This is a genomic window from Pseudomonas sp. FDAARGOS_761, assembly GCF_013343155.1.
Lineage (GTDB): Bacteria > Pseudomonadota > Gammaproteobacteria > Pseudomonadales > Pseudomonadaceae > Pseudomonas > Pseudomonas aeruginosa.
This window is the reverse complement of sequence record NZ_CP054572.1, coordinates 5,394,467-5,409,295: the sequence shown is the minus strand read 5'-3', so window position 1 is coordinate 5,409,295 and position 14,829 is coordinate 5,394,467. Positions and strand designations below refer to the sequence as shown.

Annotated in this window: 14 protein-coding genes; 11 read left to right on the top strand and 3 right to left on the bottom strand. The window is 68.7% G+C overall.

What is annotated here, in order from left to right:
* The first annotated feature begins 60 nt into the window (after positions 1-60).
* Positions 61-1,113 carry a nucleoside hydrolase gene (locus FOC67_RS25215; RefSeq protein ID WP_003137027.1) on the top strand — a complete coding sequence of 351 codons (1,053 nt, stop codon included), beginning with the start codon at positions 61-63 and terminating at the stop codon, positions 1,111-1,113.
* Between the two features lie 36 nt (positions 1,114-1,149).
* On the opposite strand, the gene FOC67_RS25210 is transcribed toward FOC67_RS25215, so the two are convergent.
* The 3 genes from FOC67_RS25210 to FOC67_RS25200 form a co-directional block, all read right to left on the bottom strand.
* Positions 1,150-1,998 carry an outer membrane protein OmpK gene (locus FOC67_RS25210; RefSeq protein WP_003083838.1) on the bottom strand — a complete coding sequence of 283 codons (849 nt, stop codon included), beginning with the start codon at positions 1,996-1,998 and terminating at the stop codon, positions 1,150-1,152.
* Positions 1,999-2,032: 34 nt separating this feature from the next.
* Positions 2,033-2,659: a nucleoside 2-deoxyribosyltransferase gene (locus FOC67_RS25205; protein ID WP_003083840.1), complete on the bottom strand. Its 627-nt coding sequence runs from the start codon at positions 2,657-2,659 to the stop codon at positions 2,033-2,035.
* 149 nt (positions 2,660-2,808) lie between these two features.
* Positions 2,809-3,327 (bottom strand): nucleoside 2-deoxyribosyltransferase, encoded by a 519-nt coding sequence (locus FOC67_RS25200; RefSeq protein WP_003083842.1) that lies wholly within the window; start codon positions 3,325-3,327, stop codon positions 2,809-2,811.
* Between the two features lie 238 nt (positions 3,328-3,565).
* On the opposite strand from FOC67_RS25200, the gene FOC67_RS25195 reads away from it, so the two are divergent.
* The 10 genes from FOC67_RS25195 (at position 3,566) to FOC67_RS25150 (ending at position 14,753) form a co-directional block, all read left to right on the top strand.
* Positions 3,566-4,663 (top strand): BMP family ABC transporter substrate-binding protein, encoded by a 1,098-nt coding sequence (locus FOC67_RS25195; protein ID WP_009314963.1) that lies wholly within the window; start codon positions 3,566-3,568, stop codon positions 4,661-4,663.
* A 72-nt stretch (positions 4,664-4,735) separates the two neighbouring features.
* Entirely contained in the window at positions 4,736-5,698 is a 963-nt protein-coding gene (locus tag FOC67_RS25190) for an oxidoreductase (RefSeq protein WP_009314964.1), read from the top strand.
* A gap of 104 nt (positions 5,699-5,802) precedes the next feature.
* Positions 5,803-6,753: an adenosine deaminase gene (locus FOC67_RS25185; RefSeq protein WP_003083850.1), complete on the top strand. Its 951-nt coding sequence runs from the start codon at positions 5,803-5,805 to the stop codon at positions 6,751-6,753.
* A gap of 197 nt (positions 6,754-6,950) precedes the next feature.
* Positions 6,951-7,496, top strand: coding sequence for an RNA polymerase sigma factor (locus tag FOC67_RS25180; RefSeq protein ID WP_003112642.1), 546 nt, complete (start codon positions 6,951-6,953; stop codon positions 7,494-7,496).
* Positions 7,493-8,488 (top strand): FecR family protein, encoded by a 996-nt coding sequence (locus FOC67_RS25175; protein ID WP_009877356.1) that lies wholly within the window; start codon positions 7,493-7,495, stop codon positions 8,486-8,488. Before FOC67_RS25180 ends, FOC67_RS25175 begins: the two co-directional genes overlap by 4 nt.
* A gap of 147 nt (positions 8,489-8,635) precedes the next feature.
* Positions 8,636-11,023 (top strand): TonB-dependent receptor, encoded by a 2,388-nt coding sequence (locus FOC67_RS25170; protein WP_009314967.1) that lies wholly within the window; start codon positions 8,636-8,638, stop codon positions 11,021-11,023.
* Between the two features lie 287 nt (positions 11,024-11,310).
* Positions 11,311-12,228: a pca operon transcription factor PcaQ gene (gene pcaQ, locus FOC67_RS25165; protein WP_009314968.1), complete on the top strand. Its 918-nt coding sequence runs from the start codon at positions 11,311-11,313 to the stop codon at positions 12,226-12,228.
* Positions 12,229-12,362: 134 nt separating this feature from the next.
* Entirely contained in the window at positions 12,363-13,082 is a 720-nt protein-coding gene (gene pcaH, locus FOC67_RS25160) for a protocatechuate 3,4-dioxygenase subunit beta (RefSeq protein WP_003102187.1), read from the top strand.
* 10 nt (positions 13,083-13,092) lie between these two features.
* Positions 13,093-13,698 carry a protocatechuate 3,4-dioxygenase subunit alpha gene (gene pcaG / locus FOC67_RS25155; RefSeq protein WP_003137038.1) on the top strand — a complete coding sequence of 202 codons (606 nt, stop codon included), beginning with the start codon at positions 13,093-13,095 and terminating at the stop codon, positions 13,696-13,698.
* A gap of 215 nt (positions 13,699-13,913) precedes the next feature.
* Positions 13,914-14,753 carry an IclR family transcriptional regulator C-terminal domain-containing protein gene (locus tag FOC67_RS25150; RefSeq protein WP_003083866.1) on the top strand — a complete coding sequence of 280 codons (840 nt, stop codon included), beginning with the start codon at positions 13,914-13,916 and terminating at the stop codon, positions 14,751-14,753.
* Positions 14,754-14,829 lie beyond the last annotated feature (76 nt).

The following is a 14,829-nucleotide window of genomic DNA, read 5'->3' as shown; positions in this document are numbered from 1 at the left end:
ATAGGTCGGCGCCTGGCCTGCAACCGGCTAGACTTCGGCATCCCCCACCAGGAGCCGACCATGTCCCGCGCCGCCCGCCCCCGCAATCGCTTTTGCAGCCTTCTGCTAGGACTCTCCCTGCTGATGCCCGCCAGCCTTCCTCTGTCCGCTGCCGAAACGGCGGCGGCGCAATCGCCGCGGACCCTGATCATCGACACCGACCCGGGCGCCGACGACGTGATCGCCCTGCTGTTCGCCATGGCCTCGCCGAAGGAGCTGAAGATCCAGGCGCTGACCACCGTCGCCGGCAACGTGCCGCTGGAAAAGACCGCGCGCAACGCCCGGCTGGCCCGCGAGTGGGGCAAGCGCCCGGATATCCCGGTCTACGCCGGCGCCCCGCGGCCGCTGCTGCGCACGCCGATCTACGCCGCCGACGTACACGGCAGCGAAGGCATCACCGGCGTCGAGGTGCATGAGCCGAAGCAGCCGCTGGCCGAAGGCAACGCGGTGGACTACCTGATCCGTACCCTGCGCGCGGCGCCGGAGAAGAGCGTGACCCTGGCCATGCTCGGCCCGGAGACCAACCTCGCGCTGGCCCTGACCCAGGCCCCGGACATCGTCAAGGGCATCCGCGAGATCGTGATCATGGGCGGCGCCCACTTCAACGGCGGCAACATCACCCCGGCCGCCGAATTCAATATCTTCGCCGACCCCCACGCGGCGGAAATCGTGCTCAAGAGCGGGGCGCCGATCACCATGCTGCCGCTCGACGTGACCCACAAGATCCTCACCAGCCCCGAGCGCATCGCCAAGCTGCGCAACCTCGGCAACCGAGCCGGCAAGACCGTCGCCGATATCCTCGACGCCTACGTCCAGTACGACATCAAGTACTACGGCCTGAAGGGCGGCCCGGTGCACGACGCCACGGTGGTCGCCTACCTGCTCAAGCCCTCGCTGTTCAAGGGCAAGCGGATCAACGTGCAGGTCGACAGCCGCGAGGGCATCACCTTCGGCCAGACTGTGGCCGACTGGTACGGCGGCCTCAAGCAGCCGGCCAACGTCGAGTGGATCAACGAGGGCGATGCCCAGGGGTTCTTCGACCTGCTCACCGAGCGTATCGCCCGCCTGCCCTGAGCGGGCTTCCCGCGGCGCCCGGCGTGGGCGCCGCGCTCAGAACGCGTAGCCGACGTTGAAGTAGTGGCCGATCCCGCTGGAGTCGGTGCGGCGTCCGTCCAGTTGCTCGCCGTCGCGCCACTGGGTCATGTTGCGGTAGACCTTGGCGCCGTAGCCGAACTTCCAGTGTTCGGTGTGATACCAGAGCCCGAGGTAGGCCTGGAAGCCGTTATCGGTACGGTATTCGCGCTCGAAGGCATCGTCCTTGTCGGGCAGCTTCGAGCCGAACTCGTAGTCGAAGAAGCCCTGGAAGGCGATGAAGCGCTTGCCGCCGAACTGCGCCAGCGGCTTGAACCAGTTCATGTGGGCGACGTAGCCGTCCCAGGCGTTCTCGTTGGACGCGCCGTAGTTCTTGTCGATGTAGCGCGCGTAGAGATTGAGCCCCACCGTACCCAGCCAGGGCAGCTCGGTGTTGGTGCCGATGCCCGACCACAGCACGTTCAGCCCCGGTCCCTGGCGCGCGTCGGCGTAGTAGTAGTCGAAGGCGACGAACCATTCGCGGATCGGGCCGATGGAGAAGTCGCGGCCGAGCAGGCGGTCGATGGAGAGACGCGGCTCGATGTCGACGAACCAGTTCTCGCCGTCGGGTACGTCCGAGCTGGCGTCGTCGAAGAGGTTCTTGTAGTCGATGTAGCCGTACAGGTCGAGCACCCCCTTGCGGCCGCCGAACTCCCATTCCAGGTAGCTGTCGTCGGTCAGGTAGGGGCCGCCGCGCTGGTTGAACGCGCGGTAGACGTGCAGGTTGTTCCAGAGCCCTTCGCGGGCGGCGTTCTCGTCGTTGTTTTCGGCGCCGAAGGCGGCGGCCGCGCACAGCGGGGCGGCACAGCACAGCAGGGCTTTGCGCATGGGAAGTCCTTGCCTGGAGTGGGACGGGTCGGACTCAGCCGCGGGATTGCCCGGCGAGTTGCCGGAGAGCCTGCTCGGCGTCGCCGACGACGATCCTGCCGGGCACCGCCAGCATCAGGTTGAGCGGCAGGCCGAACTCTTCCAGGGCCATGCCGTCGCGGTCGCGGGTCGGATCCTCGCCGACCAGCTCCGGGGCGTGCCGGCGGATCCGCTCGGCGTAGCTGCCGGCGTCGTCGACGTAGCCATAGACCGGCTTGCCGAGAGCGGTGGCGTAGCCGACCTCGAAGGCGGTGCCGCTGTCCGGCTCGGCGCCGCGGAAGAAGTTCAGGTTGGCCAGCACCGCGTCGGCGCGTTCGATCAGGCCGATGTTGGCGCGGTAGATCCAGGCCGCCTGTTCGCGCGGCTCGGCGAGCTGTTTCGGCAGCGCGTTGTCCAGCGGGTAGAGGCCTTCGAAGCCGTAGCGTGCGCACAGTGCCTTGAGCGCTTCGCCGTGGGCGACGGCGTCGGCGCGGAACACGTCGGGACCGGCCAGATAGAGTTTCCGCGGTCTGGCCGCGGCGCGTACGCCCGGCAGGCTGCCGAGCAGGGCGCCGGCGGGCAGCAGCAGGGCCGCCAGGCGCAAGAAGGTACGACGGCTGCTGGAACCGTTGGATCGGCTCATCGGATGCTCCCCCCAGGATGCCGGACGCCCCGCGCGGGGGCCGTTGTTGTCCGGGGATTATGGGCAGCAAGCGACATGCCAGGCGGCGCCTACCTGTCAGCAGATAGGCGGCGGCTCGCGTGCTTCTTCCGGCGCTCGGCGCGGGCGCTTCAGGCGTTCCCGCCGAGTTCCTCGGCGAGGCGTCGCAGGGCCTCGCGCGGGCCGCCGGCGACCAGCCGCGAAGGCACCGCCAGCATCAGGTTCAATGGCAGGCCGAAACCCTCCAGTTGCCAACCGTCGCGGTCCTCGCCGGGGTGCTCGCCGAGCCATTCCGGCGCCAGCCGGGCGAGGCGCTCGGCGTAGGCGCCGGCATCGCTGAGGTAGGCATATACCGGCTTGCCCAGGGCCAGGGCGTAACCCACTTCGAAGGCGGTGCCGCTGTCCGGCTCGCTGCCGCGGAACGGTTCGAGGTTGGCCAGCACGCAGTCGGCGCGCTCGATCAGGCCGACATTGGCGCGGTAGATCCAGGCGGCCTGTGCGGCTGGCTCGCGGATGTCGGCGGGCAGGGCGTGGTCGAGCGGGTAGAGGCCGAGGAAACCGAACTCGGCGCAGAGCGCCTTGAGGGTTTCGCCATGGGCTTCGGCGTCGGGGCGGAAGACGTCCGGCCCGGCCAGGTAGATCGCGGTCATCGCGTGCGTGCCTTGTTACGGAAAGCCAGCGCCCATGGTAGCGCCATCGTGGCGGCGCCGGCATGCACCAAGCGATGGCGCGCTGCACCGTCCTGCAGCCGCGCCGGCATGGCGCGGCACGCAGAAGCGCGGGCTTGAGCGGAGTTGTCCGGGTGGTCAGGTAATTGCATCGGCGGGCGGGCTGAACGCGAAGCCACGCCCGATGGCCAACCCTGCACTCACCGGAGCACGCCCATCCATGAAACACCGTCGCACGCAATCCCGCATGTCCGTCCTGCGCCGCCTTGCCGTCGTCCTCGGCCTCGGCGCCTGCGCTCTCGCCGCCGAGGCCGCCGAACCGCTGAAGATCGGCTTCGTCTATGTCGGCCCGGTCGGCGACCACGGCTGGACCTACCAGCACGAGCTGGGCCGCCGCGAACTGGTGGAGCACTTCGGCGACAAGGTGAAGACCAGCTTCGTCGAGAACGTCGCCGAGGGCGCCGACGCCGAGCGGGTCATCCGCAACCTGGCGAAAGACGGCTACGGCCTGGTCTTCACCACCTCCTTCGGCTACATGAACCCCACCGCCAAGGTGGCCCGGCAGTTTCCCAAGGTGACCTTCGAGCACGCCACCGGCTACAAGCGTGACAGGAACCTCGGCACCTACCTGTCGCGCTCCTACGAGGGACGCTACGTCGGCGGCTTCCTCGCGGCGAAGATGACCCGCAGCCACAAGATCGGCTACATCGCCTCGTTTCCGATTCCCGAGGTGATCCGCGACATCAACGCGATCCAGCTGGCGCTGGACAAATACGACCCGCAGGCCGAACTCAAGGTGATGTGGGTGAGCACCTGGTTCGATCCGGGCAAGGAGGCCGACGCGGCCAACGCGCTGATCGACCAGGGCGTCGACGTGGTGTTCCAGCACACCGATAGCCCGGCGCCGATCCAGGCCGCCGAGCGTCGCGGGGTGTACGCCGTGGGCTACGCCTCGGACATGCAGCACTTCGGTCCGAAGACCGTGCTCACCTCGATCGTCAACGACTGGGGCCCGCACTATATCCGCTCGGCCCAGGCGGTGATGGACGGCACCTGGAAATCCGAGGACTTCTGGGGCGGCTTGGCCGAGAGTACGGTGGTCCTGCCGCTGAACCAGGAGGTGCTGCCGGCGCCGGTGCGGGAAGAGGCGGGCAGGCTGATCGAGTCGATCCGCAGCGGAGCCTTCCACCCCTTCACCGGGCCGATCCGCGACCAGTCCGGCAAGGAGCGTTTCGCCGCCGGCGTCAGCGCGACCAATGCCGACCTGGCGTCGATGAACTATTACGTGGAAGGCATCAAGGCCGACCTGCCGAAGTGAGCCCTGGCCTTGTATGGAAAAAGTCGCCGAGCGCAGGCACTTTCCGTACAGGGCCCATCGAGGAGAGCGCGATTGGACCGTCTACCCATCATCGACATCGCCCCGCTCTACGGCGCCGACCGTGGCGCCTGGAACGACGTGGCGCGGCGGATCGACCAGGCCTGCCGCGAGTGGGGCTTCTTCTACATCGCCGGACACCCGTTGCCGGCCGCGCGCTTCGAAGCCCTGTTGGCGGCGGCGCGGGAGTTCTTCGCGCTGCCCGTCGAAGAGAAGCTGAAGATCGATATCACCCGTAGCCGCAACCATCGCGGCTATGGCGCGATCGCCACCGAGCAGCTCGACCCGGCGTTGCCCAGCGACTTCAAGGAGACCTTCGACATGGCCCTGCACCTGCCGGCGGAGCATCCCGACGTGCGCGCCGGCAAGTCCTTCTACGGGCCCAACCGACACCCCGAACTGCCCGGTTGGGAGGCCCTGCTGGAAGGACACTATGCCGACATGCTGGCGCTGGCCCGTACCGTGCTGCGCGCCCTGGCCATCGCCCTGGGGATCGAGGAGGACTTCTTCGACCGCCGCTTCGAGCAGCCGGTCAGCGTATTCCGCCTGATCCACTATCCGCCGGCCGCCGCCCGGCAGAGCGCCGACCAGCCCGGCGCCGGCGCGCACACCGACTACGGCTGCGTGACCCTGCTCTACCAGGACGCCGCCGGTGGCCTGCAAGTGCAGAACCGCCAGGGCGAATGGATCGACGCGCCGCCCATCGACGGCACCTTCGTGGTCAACATCGGCGACATGATGGCGCGCTGGAGCAACGACCGTTACCGCTCGACCCCGCACCGGGTGATCAGCCCGCGCGGGGTGCATCGCTACTCCATGCCGTTCTTCGCCGAACCGCACATGGACACCGAGATCCGCTGCCTGCCGGGCTGCTTCGACGCGGACAACCCGCCGAAGTATCCGCCGACCACCTGTGGCGAGTGGCTGACCTCGCGCTTCGCGCAGACCTATGCCTATCGGCGCGGCGAAACGGCCTGAGCCGCCCGTCGCGCGCGGGAGCGGCTCGCGGGTTTCCCTCGGGCCTGACTCCCGGGACAGGTTAAACTTGCCGGCAAAGACCAGCCTGATCGAGAACCCACCCCATGTACGAATGGCTCAACGCCTTGCCCAAGGCCGAACTGCACCTGCACCTGGAAGGTACCCTGGAGCCGGAGCTGCTGTTCGCCCTCGCCGAGCGCAACCGCATCGCCCTGCCCTGGAACGACGTCGAGACCCTGCGCAAGGCCTACGCCTTCAACAACCTGCAGGAATTCCTCGACCTCTACTACGCCGGCGCCGACGTGCTGCGCACCGAGCAGGACTTCTACGACCTGACCTGGGCCTACCTGCAGAAGTGCAAGGCGCAGAACGTCGTCCACGTCGAGCCGTTCTTCGACCCGCAGACCCACACCGATCGCGGCATTCCCTTCGAGGTGGTGCTCGCCGGCATCCGCGCCGCGCTGCAGGACGGCGAGAAGCTGCTGGGCATCCGCCATGGGCTGATCCTCAGCTTCCTCCGCCACCTCAGCGAGGAACAGGCGCAGAAAACCCTCGACCAGGCGCTGCCGTTCCGCGACGCCTTCATCGCCGTCGGCCTCGACAGCTCGGAAGTCGGGCATCCGCCGAGCAAGTTCCAGCGGGTCTTCGACCGCGCCCGCAGCGAAGGCTTCCTCACCGTCGCCCATGCCGGCGAAGAGGGGCCGCCCGAGTACATCTGGGAAGCCCTCGACCTGCTCAAGGTCGAGCGCATCGACCACGGCGTGCGCGCCTTCGAGGACGAGCGGCTGATGCGGCGGCTGATCGACGAACAGATCCCGCTGACCGTCTGCCCGCTGTCCAACACCAAGCTCTGCGTGTTCGACGACATGAGCCAGCACACCATCCTCGACATGCTCGAACGCGGCGTGAAGGTGACGGTGAACTCCGATGACCCGGCCTACTTCGGCGGCTATGTCACCGAGAACTTCCATGCCTTGCAGCAGAGCCTGGGAATGACCGAGGAGCAGGCCAGGCGCCTGGCGCAGAACAGCCTGGATGCGCGCCTGGTGAAGTGAGGGGCGGCGCGCCGGGCAACCCGGCGCGCGACCCGCAAGGCGTTTCGTCGTCGCCGGCTTCTCGGTATTGATGATAAGCATTATCATTTGCGGGCTGCTCAGCATTCCCATGGCGCCGCCCCGGCGCCGGCTTTCGTGCAGCCGTCCCATCACCGATGCCCGACCGCGACCTTCCCTCCGGCCCGCGCCCGGATGCCTTGCCGGCAGACGGCGAGGCGGCGCGCCGCGCGGATCTGCTCAAGGCCTTCCTGGCCCAGCGCCAGCGCATGGAAAGCCTGGTCAGCCGCTGGGTCGGCTGCCGGGCGACCGCCGCCGACCTGGTCCAGGAACTGTTCCTGCGCTTCTGGCGGCGCCCGGCCGCCCCGGTGGAGGAGCTTGGCAGCTACCTCCTGCGCAGCGCGCGCAACCTGGCCATCGACCACTTGCGTGGCGAAGGATCGCGGCAGCGGCAACTGGACGACTGGCTGCCGGAGCAGCGCCAGGGCGAGCCGGTCGGTCCCGAGCAGGCGCTCGAGGCCGGCGACCAGTGGCGCCGGGTCGAGGCCGCCTTGCGCGGCCTGCCCGAGCGGACCCGGCGGATTTTCCTGCTCAATCGCATCCACGGCCGCACCTACGCGGAGATCGCCCAGGCCATGCAGCTTTCCCAAAGCGCCGTGGAAAAACATATGATGCGCGCCCTCGACGCCTGCAAGGCGAGCCTGGCCGGCCCGGCCGGCGAGCAGGCAAGGAGCGCCCAGCCATGACCCGACCCGATAGCGACGCCGCGCCCTACGATCCCGTCCTCGAGCAGACCGCCCAGGCCTGGCTGGTGCGCCTGCGCGGTACGCCGGATGCGGCGACCCGGCGGGCCTTCGAGGACTGGCTGGCGCAGCGGCCGGCGCATGCCGAGGCCTATGCTCGCGCCGAGGCGCTCTGGCGCCTGACGGAAATACCGGCGAGCCGCCTGGCCATCGAAGAGGCCGATGCCCTGGAAGCCTACCTGCGGCCGCGTCGAGCGTCGCGCAACCCGCGGCGCTGGGCCTACCCGCTGGCCAGCGTCGCCTGCCTGCTGGCGATGCTCTGGCTGGGCGGCTGGTGGCAGCCCGGCGACTGGCTGCAGGACTGGCGTGCCGACTATGTCGCCGCGCCGGGACAGGTCGCCGAATGGAAGCTGGCCGATGGCTCCTACCTGAGCCTGGACGCCGGCAGCGCGGTGCGCGTGCGTATCGACGGCGGCCAGCGGCGGGTCGAACTGCTGCGCGGCGCCGCCGCGTTGCGGGTGAAGCGCGACACGCTGCCATTCGTGGTCGAGGCCGGCGAAGGCCGGGCGCGGGTACTGGGCACCGAGTTCGAGGTCCGTCGCGGCGCCGGGGAGACCCGCGTCACCGTGCTGCAAGGGCGGGTCGCGGTGAGCGCCGGCACGGGCGCGGGCGCCGCCGAGGAAGTGCTGGGCGCCGGCCAGCAGGTCGGCTTCGCCGACGGCAGGCTGGGCCGGCCCGTGGCCATCGACGCCGCCGCCGCGCTGGCCTGGCGCCAGGGCTGGCTGAGCTTCTACCGGCGGCCGCTGGCGGAAGTGCTCGACGAACTCGCTCGCTACTACCCCGGACGCATTCTCCTGCTCGACGACGCGCTCGGCCGCCAGCCGGTCAGCGGCAGCTTCCGCAGCGACGATCCCGAAGCCGCGCTGAAGTCGCTGCAGGCGGTGCTCGGCTATCGCCAGCAGATCCTGTTCGGACGCCTGGTGGTGATTCGCTGACGGCGACCCCGCTCCGTTTGGCCGCAGGAATCTTTCCCGGCGAAGAATTTTTTTGCGCTGGGGGGTGAGGTAAATCCGGCGCCGCTTCGTGTAGTGCTCATGACCGCGATTGATTCGCATTAGAAAAGCGACCGACACGAGCAACCCATGACCCCCTTCCCGCGCTTCGCCCTGCGTACTCTCCCCGCCCTGTTCCTCAGCCTCGGCTGTCTCGCCGCCACCGCGCAGGCCGCCGAGGCGGTTCGCTACCGCTTCAGCCAGGCTGCCGCGCCGCTGGCCCAGGCGCTCAACGCGTTCAGCCGGGCCAGCGGGCAGACGCTGCTCTACACCGCCGAGCTGCCGCCGCAGGCGACCGCCCCGGCATTGCACGGTTCGCTGGACGCGGAGGAGGCGCTGCAACGCCTGCTGCAGGGCAGCGGCCTGCGCGCGCGGCGGATCGACGAGCGCACCCTGACCCTGGAACCGATCCCCGCCAGCGGCGCGCTCGACCTCGATGCCACGACGGTGTCCGCCGCCGCCCCGGCGCAGGGCTACCGGCCGGCGGCCAACGCCTCGATCAGCCGCGGCGATGCGCCGCTACTGGATATCCCCCAGGCGATCAGCGTGGTCCCGGCACAGGCGCTGCAGGACCAGCGCCCGCGCAACCTTGACGACGCGCTGGGCAACATCAGCGGCATCACCCAGGCCAACACCCTTGGCGGTACCCAGGACGCGGTGATGAAGCGCGGCTTCGGCGACAACCGCGACGGCTCGATCATGCGCGACGGCATGCCCTCGGTGCAGGGCCGCAATTTCACCGCCACCGCCGACCACGTCGAGGTGCTGAAGGGGCCTGCATCCCTGCTCTATGGCATCCAGGACCCGGGCGGGGTGGTCAACGTGGTGAGCAAGAAGCCGCAACTGCAACAAGCCAACGCCCTGACCCTGCGTGGCTCGGCCTACGCCCACGGGCGCAACGGCAGCGGCGGCCAGCTCGACTCCACCGGCCCGCTGGGCGACAGCGGACTGGCCTACCGGATGATCCTCGATCATGAGGACGAGGATTACTGGCGCGACTTCGGCAAGAGCCGCGAGACGCTGGTGGCGCCCTCGCTGGCCTGGTACGGCGAGGACACGACGGTCAACCTGAGCTACGAGCACCGTGAGTTCACCACGCCGTTCGACCGTGGCACGGCCATCGACCCGCGTACCAACCGCCCGCTGGACATCCCGCGCAGCCGGCGCCTGGACGAGCCCTTCAACATCACCGAGGGCCGTTCCGAGCTGACCCGCCTGGATCTCGAACGGCAGCTCGACGACACCTGGAAGGCCCACTTCGGCTACGGCTACAGTCGCGAGACCTACGACGACAACCAGGCCCGGGTGATGGCCGTGAACGCCGACGGCACCCTGACCCGGCGCATGGACGGCACCCACGGCGCGGTCAGCAGCGACAGCTTCGCCACCCTCGGCCTGAGCGGAACGCTGCAACTGGCCGGGATGCAACATGACCTGCAATTCGGCATGGACCACGAGAAGCGCAAGATCTTCCGCGCCGACCTGCTGCGCGACAGCAAGACCAGCCGCTTCGACTACCTCGACCCGGTCTATGGCCAGGTGGTGCCGTCGACCCGGGTGGTCGCCGGCGACAGCGACCAGACCGACAAGCTGCGCAGCGACTCGCTGTATTTCCAGGACTCGATCCACCTGGACGAACGCTGGATCCTGGTCGGCGGCGCGCGCTACCAGATCTACGACCAGCTCGCCGGGCGCGGCCGGCCGTTCAACGCCAACACCGATATCAACGGGCAGAAATGGGTGCCGCGCGGCGGCCTGGTCTACCGCCTGAGCGACGAGGTTTCGCTGTACGGCAGCTACACGCGCTCGTTCAAGCCGAACTCGACCATCGCCCCGCTGAGCACCGGCGAGACCATCGATTCGGCGATCCTGCCGGAGGAGGCGACCTCCTGGGAGCTGGGCGCCAAGCTGGATGTGCCGGGGCGTCTCAGCGGCACCCTGGCGCTGTTCGACATCCGCAAGAAGAACGTGCTGGTCAACGAACTGGACGGTGCCGGCAACAGCAGCGTGCGCGCCGCCGGCCGGGTCCGCTCGCGCGGCCTGGAGCTGGACCTCACCGGCCAGCTCAGCGAACGCTGGAGCCTGATCGGCAGCTACGCCTGGCTCGCCGCGGAAGTCACCGAGGACCCGACCCTGGAGGGCAAGCGCCTGCAGAACGTGGCGCGCAACACCGCGTCGCTGTCGGCGGTCTACGAACTCGGCCAGCTCTTCGGCGGCGACCGCCTGCGCCTGGGCGGCGGCGCGCGCTACGTCGGCAAGCGCCCGGGCGACCCGGCCAATTCCTTCGACCTGCCGTCTTACACCGTGGCCGATGCCTTTGCCAGCTACGACACCCGCTTCGGCGGACACGGCGTGAAGTTCCAGCTCAACGTGAAGAACCTGTTCGACCGCACCTACTACCCGTCCAGTGCCAATCGCCTGTACGTGGCGATGGGCGAGCCCCGGCAGTTCCAGGTGTCGACGACGGTGGAGTTCTGAGTCGGCGCCCGCTCCAGGTGGGGTTCCCCCGGCGTCCTCCTGGACGTGGAGGCCCCCCTGAAGGGCGAAGGGTCGGCGCGATGCTGCCCGACCATGCTCCATCCGGTTCCTTCTTCCCCCAGGGAAGGGATTGCCCGGCACGTGAGTCGTTCCGCCATCTAGTGCCTTCTCCCTTTGGGGAAAGGAAGGCGGAGTACCGCCTGGCACGACCTCGCCGCACGCCACACCTCGTTCCCAACCCGCCCGTTGGGTACCATGCCCGCACCACTCGCCGCCACGGCCGCCCCATGAACCTCGACAACCGCATCAAGTTCCGCCACCTCGCCTGCTTCCTCGAAGTCGCCCGCCAGCGCAGCTTCGCCAAGGCGGCGGACGCCGTGGCGGTGTCGCAGCCGGCGATCTCCAAGACCCTCAAGGAACTGGAGGAAATCCTCGGCGCGCGCCTGTTCGAACGGAGCAAGGCCGGCGCCGAGCTGACCGAGGCGGGGGTGACCTTCCTGCGCTATGCCGGCCCCTGCGTGCAGGCCCTGCGCGACGGGGTGAACACCCTGCGCGGCCACGAGGCGCAGGTCGAGACGGTGCGGGTCGGCGTGCTGTCGACGGTGGAGAGCCTGGTGGTGCCCGAGGTGATCCGGCGCCTGCACCGGCGCCACGGTGCGCTGGTGGTCAGCGTCGCCACCGGACCCAGCGCCTACCTGCTGGCGCAACTGAAGGTCGGCGAGCTAGACCTGGTGGTCGGGCGGATGACCGATAGCCCGGACATCCAGGGCCTGACCTTCGAGCACCTGTACAGCGAGTCGATGATGCTGGTGGTGCGTCCCGGCCACCCCCTGCTCGCCGCGCCCCTCGGCGACCCGCAGCGGCTGGCCGAATTCCCGCTGGTACTGCCGCTGGCCGGCACCACTATCCGCCGCCACGCCGACAGCCTGTTCGTGCAATGGGGCATCCCGCTCGCCGGACAGCGCCTGGAAACCCTCTCGCCGACCCTCAGCCGCAGCTATGTGTTGCGCAGCGAGGCGATCTGGGTGGCGCCGCGCGATGCCGTGCGCCTGGACGTCGGCAATGGCGAGCTGGCCGAGCTGGACCTGGGTATCCGCGAACCGGGCGGTTCGGTCGGGCTGTGCCACAACGCGGCCTTGCCGTTGCCACTGGGGGCGCAATGGTTCAGCGCGGTGTTGCGCGAGGTGGCCGCCGAGTTGCACTGATGAAGCATAACCAAATGGTTATGTATGGGGCCGGATAATTCACTGTCCCCGCCCCGCCTCCTGCGCAAGACTTCGTTTTCCATGCCTGAATCCACAAGCCTGGCGACCGATAACGCGAATAACAGGAGCCCGACATGCACGACGCCGAAAGCCGTCGTTTCGTCATCCGTGACCGAAACTGGCACCCCAAAGCCCTGACCCCCGACTACAAGACCTCCGTGCCGCGCTCGCCGAGCCAGGCGCTGGTGAGCATCCCGCAATCGCTCTCGGAAACCAGCGGGCCGGACTTCTCCCACCTCAGGCTCGGCCGCCACGACAACGACCTGCTGCTCAACTTCGACCACGGCGGCCTGCCCCAGGGCGAGCGCATCATCATGTTCGGCCGGGTCTTCGACCAGTACGGCAAGCCGGTCCCGCACACCCTGGTGGAGATGTGGCAGGCCAACGCCGGCGGGCGCTACCGGCACAAGAACGACCGCTACCTGGCGCCGCTCGACCCGAACTTCGGCGGCGTCGGCCGGACCCTCACCGACAGCGAGGGCCACTATTACTTCCGCACCATCAAGCCCGGGCCCTATCCCTGGCGCAACGGCCCCAACGACTGGCGCCCGGCGCACATCCACGTGTCCGTCAGCGGCCCGGCGATCGCCGCGCGGCTGGTCACCCAGATGTACTTCGAGGGCGACCCGCTGATCCCCAAGTGCCCGATCATCCGCACCCTTGCCGACCCGGAGGCGGCGCAGAGCCTGATCGGCCGGCTCGACATGAGCATGGCCAACCCGATGGATTGCCTGGCCTACCGCTTCGACATCGTCCTGCGCGGGCAGCGCAAGACCTTCTTCGAAAACGCCTGAGGAGCCGACCATGAGCCACGAACTGCTGCGGGAAACCCCTTCCCAGACCGCCGGTCCCTACGTCCACATCGGCCTGGCGCTGGCCGCCGCCGGCAACCCGACCCGCGACCTGGAGATCTGGAACCGCATGGCCCGCGAAGGCGCGCCGGGCCAGCACATCCTCCTGCTCGGCCACGTCTACGACGGCAACGGCCACCTGGTGCGCGACTCGTTCCTGGAGTTCTGGCAGGCCGACAGCGAAGGCCGCTACCAGGAGCGCTACGATCCGGAGCGACCGTTCAACAGCTTCGGCCGCACCGCCACCACCTTCGATGCCGGCGAGTGGACCCTGCACACGGTCAAGCCGGGGGTGGTGCGTAACGCCCAGGGCGTGCCGATGGCGCCGCACATCAACGTCTCGCTGTTCGCCCGCGGCATCAACATCCACTTGCAGACCCGGCTGTACTTCGATGACGAGACCGAGGCCAACGCCGCCTGTCCGGTGCTCAACCTGATCGAGCAGGCGCCGCGTCGCGACACCCTGCTCGCGCGGCGCTGCGAAGTGGACGGACAGCTCGCCTACCGTTTCGACATCCGCATCCAGGGCGACAACGAGACGGTGTTCTTCGACTTCTAGGTGCATCGATCTCGCGGGACGCGCGGGAAGGAAGGGCGCCCTTGCCGGAGCGGCAAGGGCGTACCCAGAACCCGCCGATGGGTACCTGACATTACTCCCGGAGGGCGATGGGTAGCCCCGACAGTACTACAGTCGGAGGCGCTCCGGTCAATTGCGATGATCGAACGAGTGTCCGATAATCGGCGAGCCTTTCCGTGACCCGAGCCCGAACGTCCATGAGCGAACTCCCGGAACACCCCGCCACCCTGGCGCCGCCGACCGTCCTTTCGCCAGCCAAGCGCATCGAGGCCTTCACCGGCGATCCCAACTTCATGACCTCGCTGGCCCGTGGCCTGGCGGTGATCCATGCGTTCCAGGAGCGCAAGCGGCACCTGACCATCGCCCAGATCAGCCACCGCACCGAGATACCCCGCGCCGCCGTGCGTCGCTGCCTGCACACGCTGATGCAGCTTGGCTACGCCACCACCGACGGGCGCACCTACTCGCTGTTGCCGAAGGTGCTCACTCTCGGTCACGCCTACCTGTCGTCGACGCCGCTGGCGATCACTGCGCAGCCGATCCTCGACCGCCTCAGCGAACAGCTCCACGAAGCCTGTTCGATGGCCACCCTGGAGGGCGACGACGTGCTCTACATCGCCCGTTCGGCCACTCCCCAGCGGCTGATTTCGGTGGACCTCAACGTCGGCAGCCGGCTGCCCGCCTATTGCACCTCGATGGGCCGCATCCTCCTCGCCGCGCTGGACGACGACGCGCTGCACGCCTACTTCGGCGGAGTGGAGATGCAGGCCAAGACCAGCCGTACCCTGTATACCCCCGAGACCCTGCTGCCGTGCCTGGTGGAGATTCGTCGCCAGGGCTGGTGCATCGTCGACCAGGAGCTGGAAGTCGGCCTGCGCTCGCTGGCGGTGCCGGTACGCGACTCCGCCGGCCATGTGCTCGCCGCGCTGAACGTCGGCACCCATGCCGGGCGGGTCTCCCGCGCCGAACTGGAAAGTCGCTTCCTGCCGTTGCTGCTGGAGGCCAGCCGCGAGCTGAGCGCGCGCCTGTTCACCTGACGCCGGAGGCGATCCCCTCCACAAGTTTGGAAAAGGAACCCCCGCTTCCATCTGATAGTCGCAATCCTTGGGGACG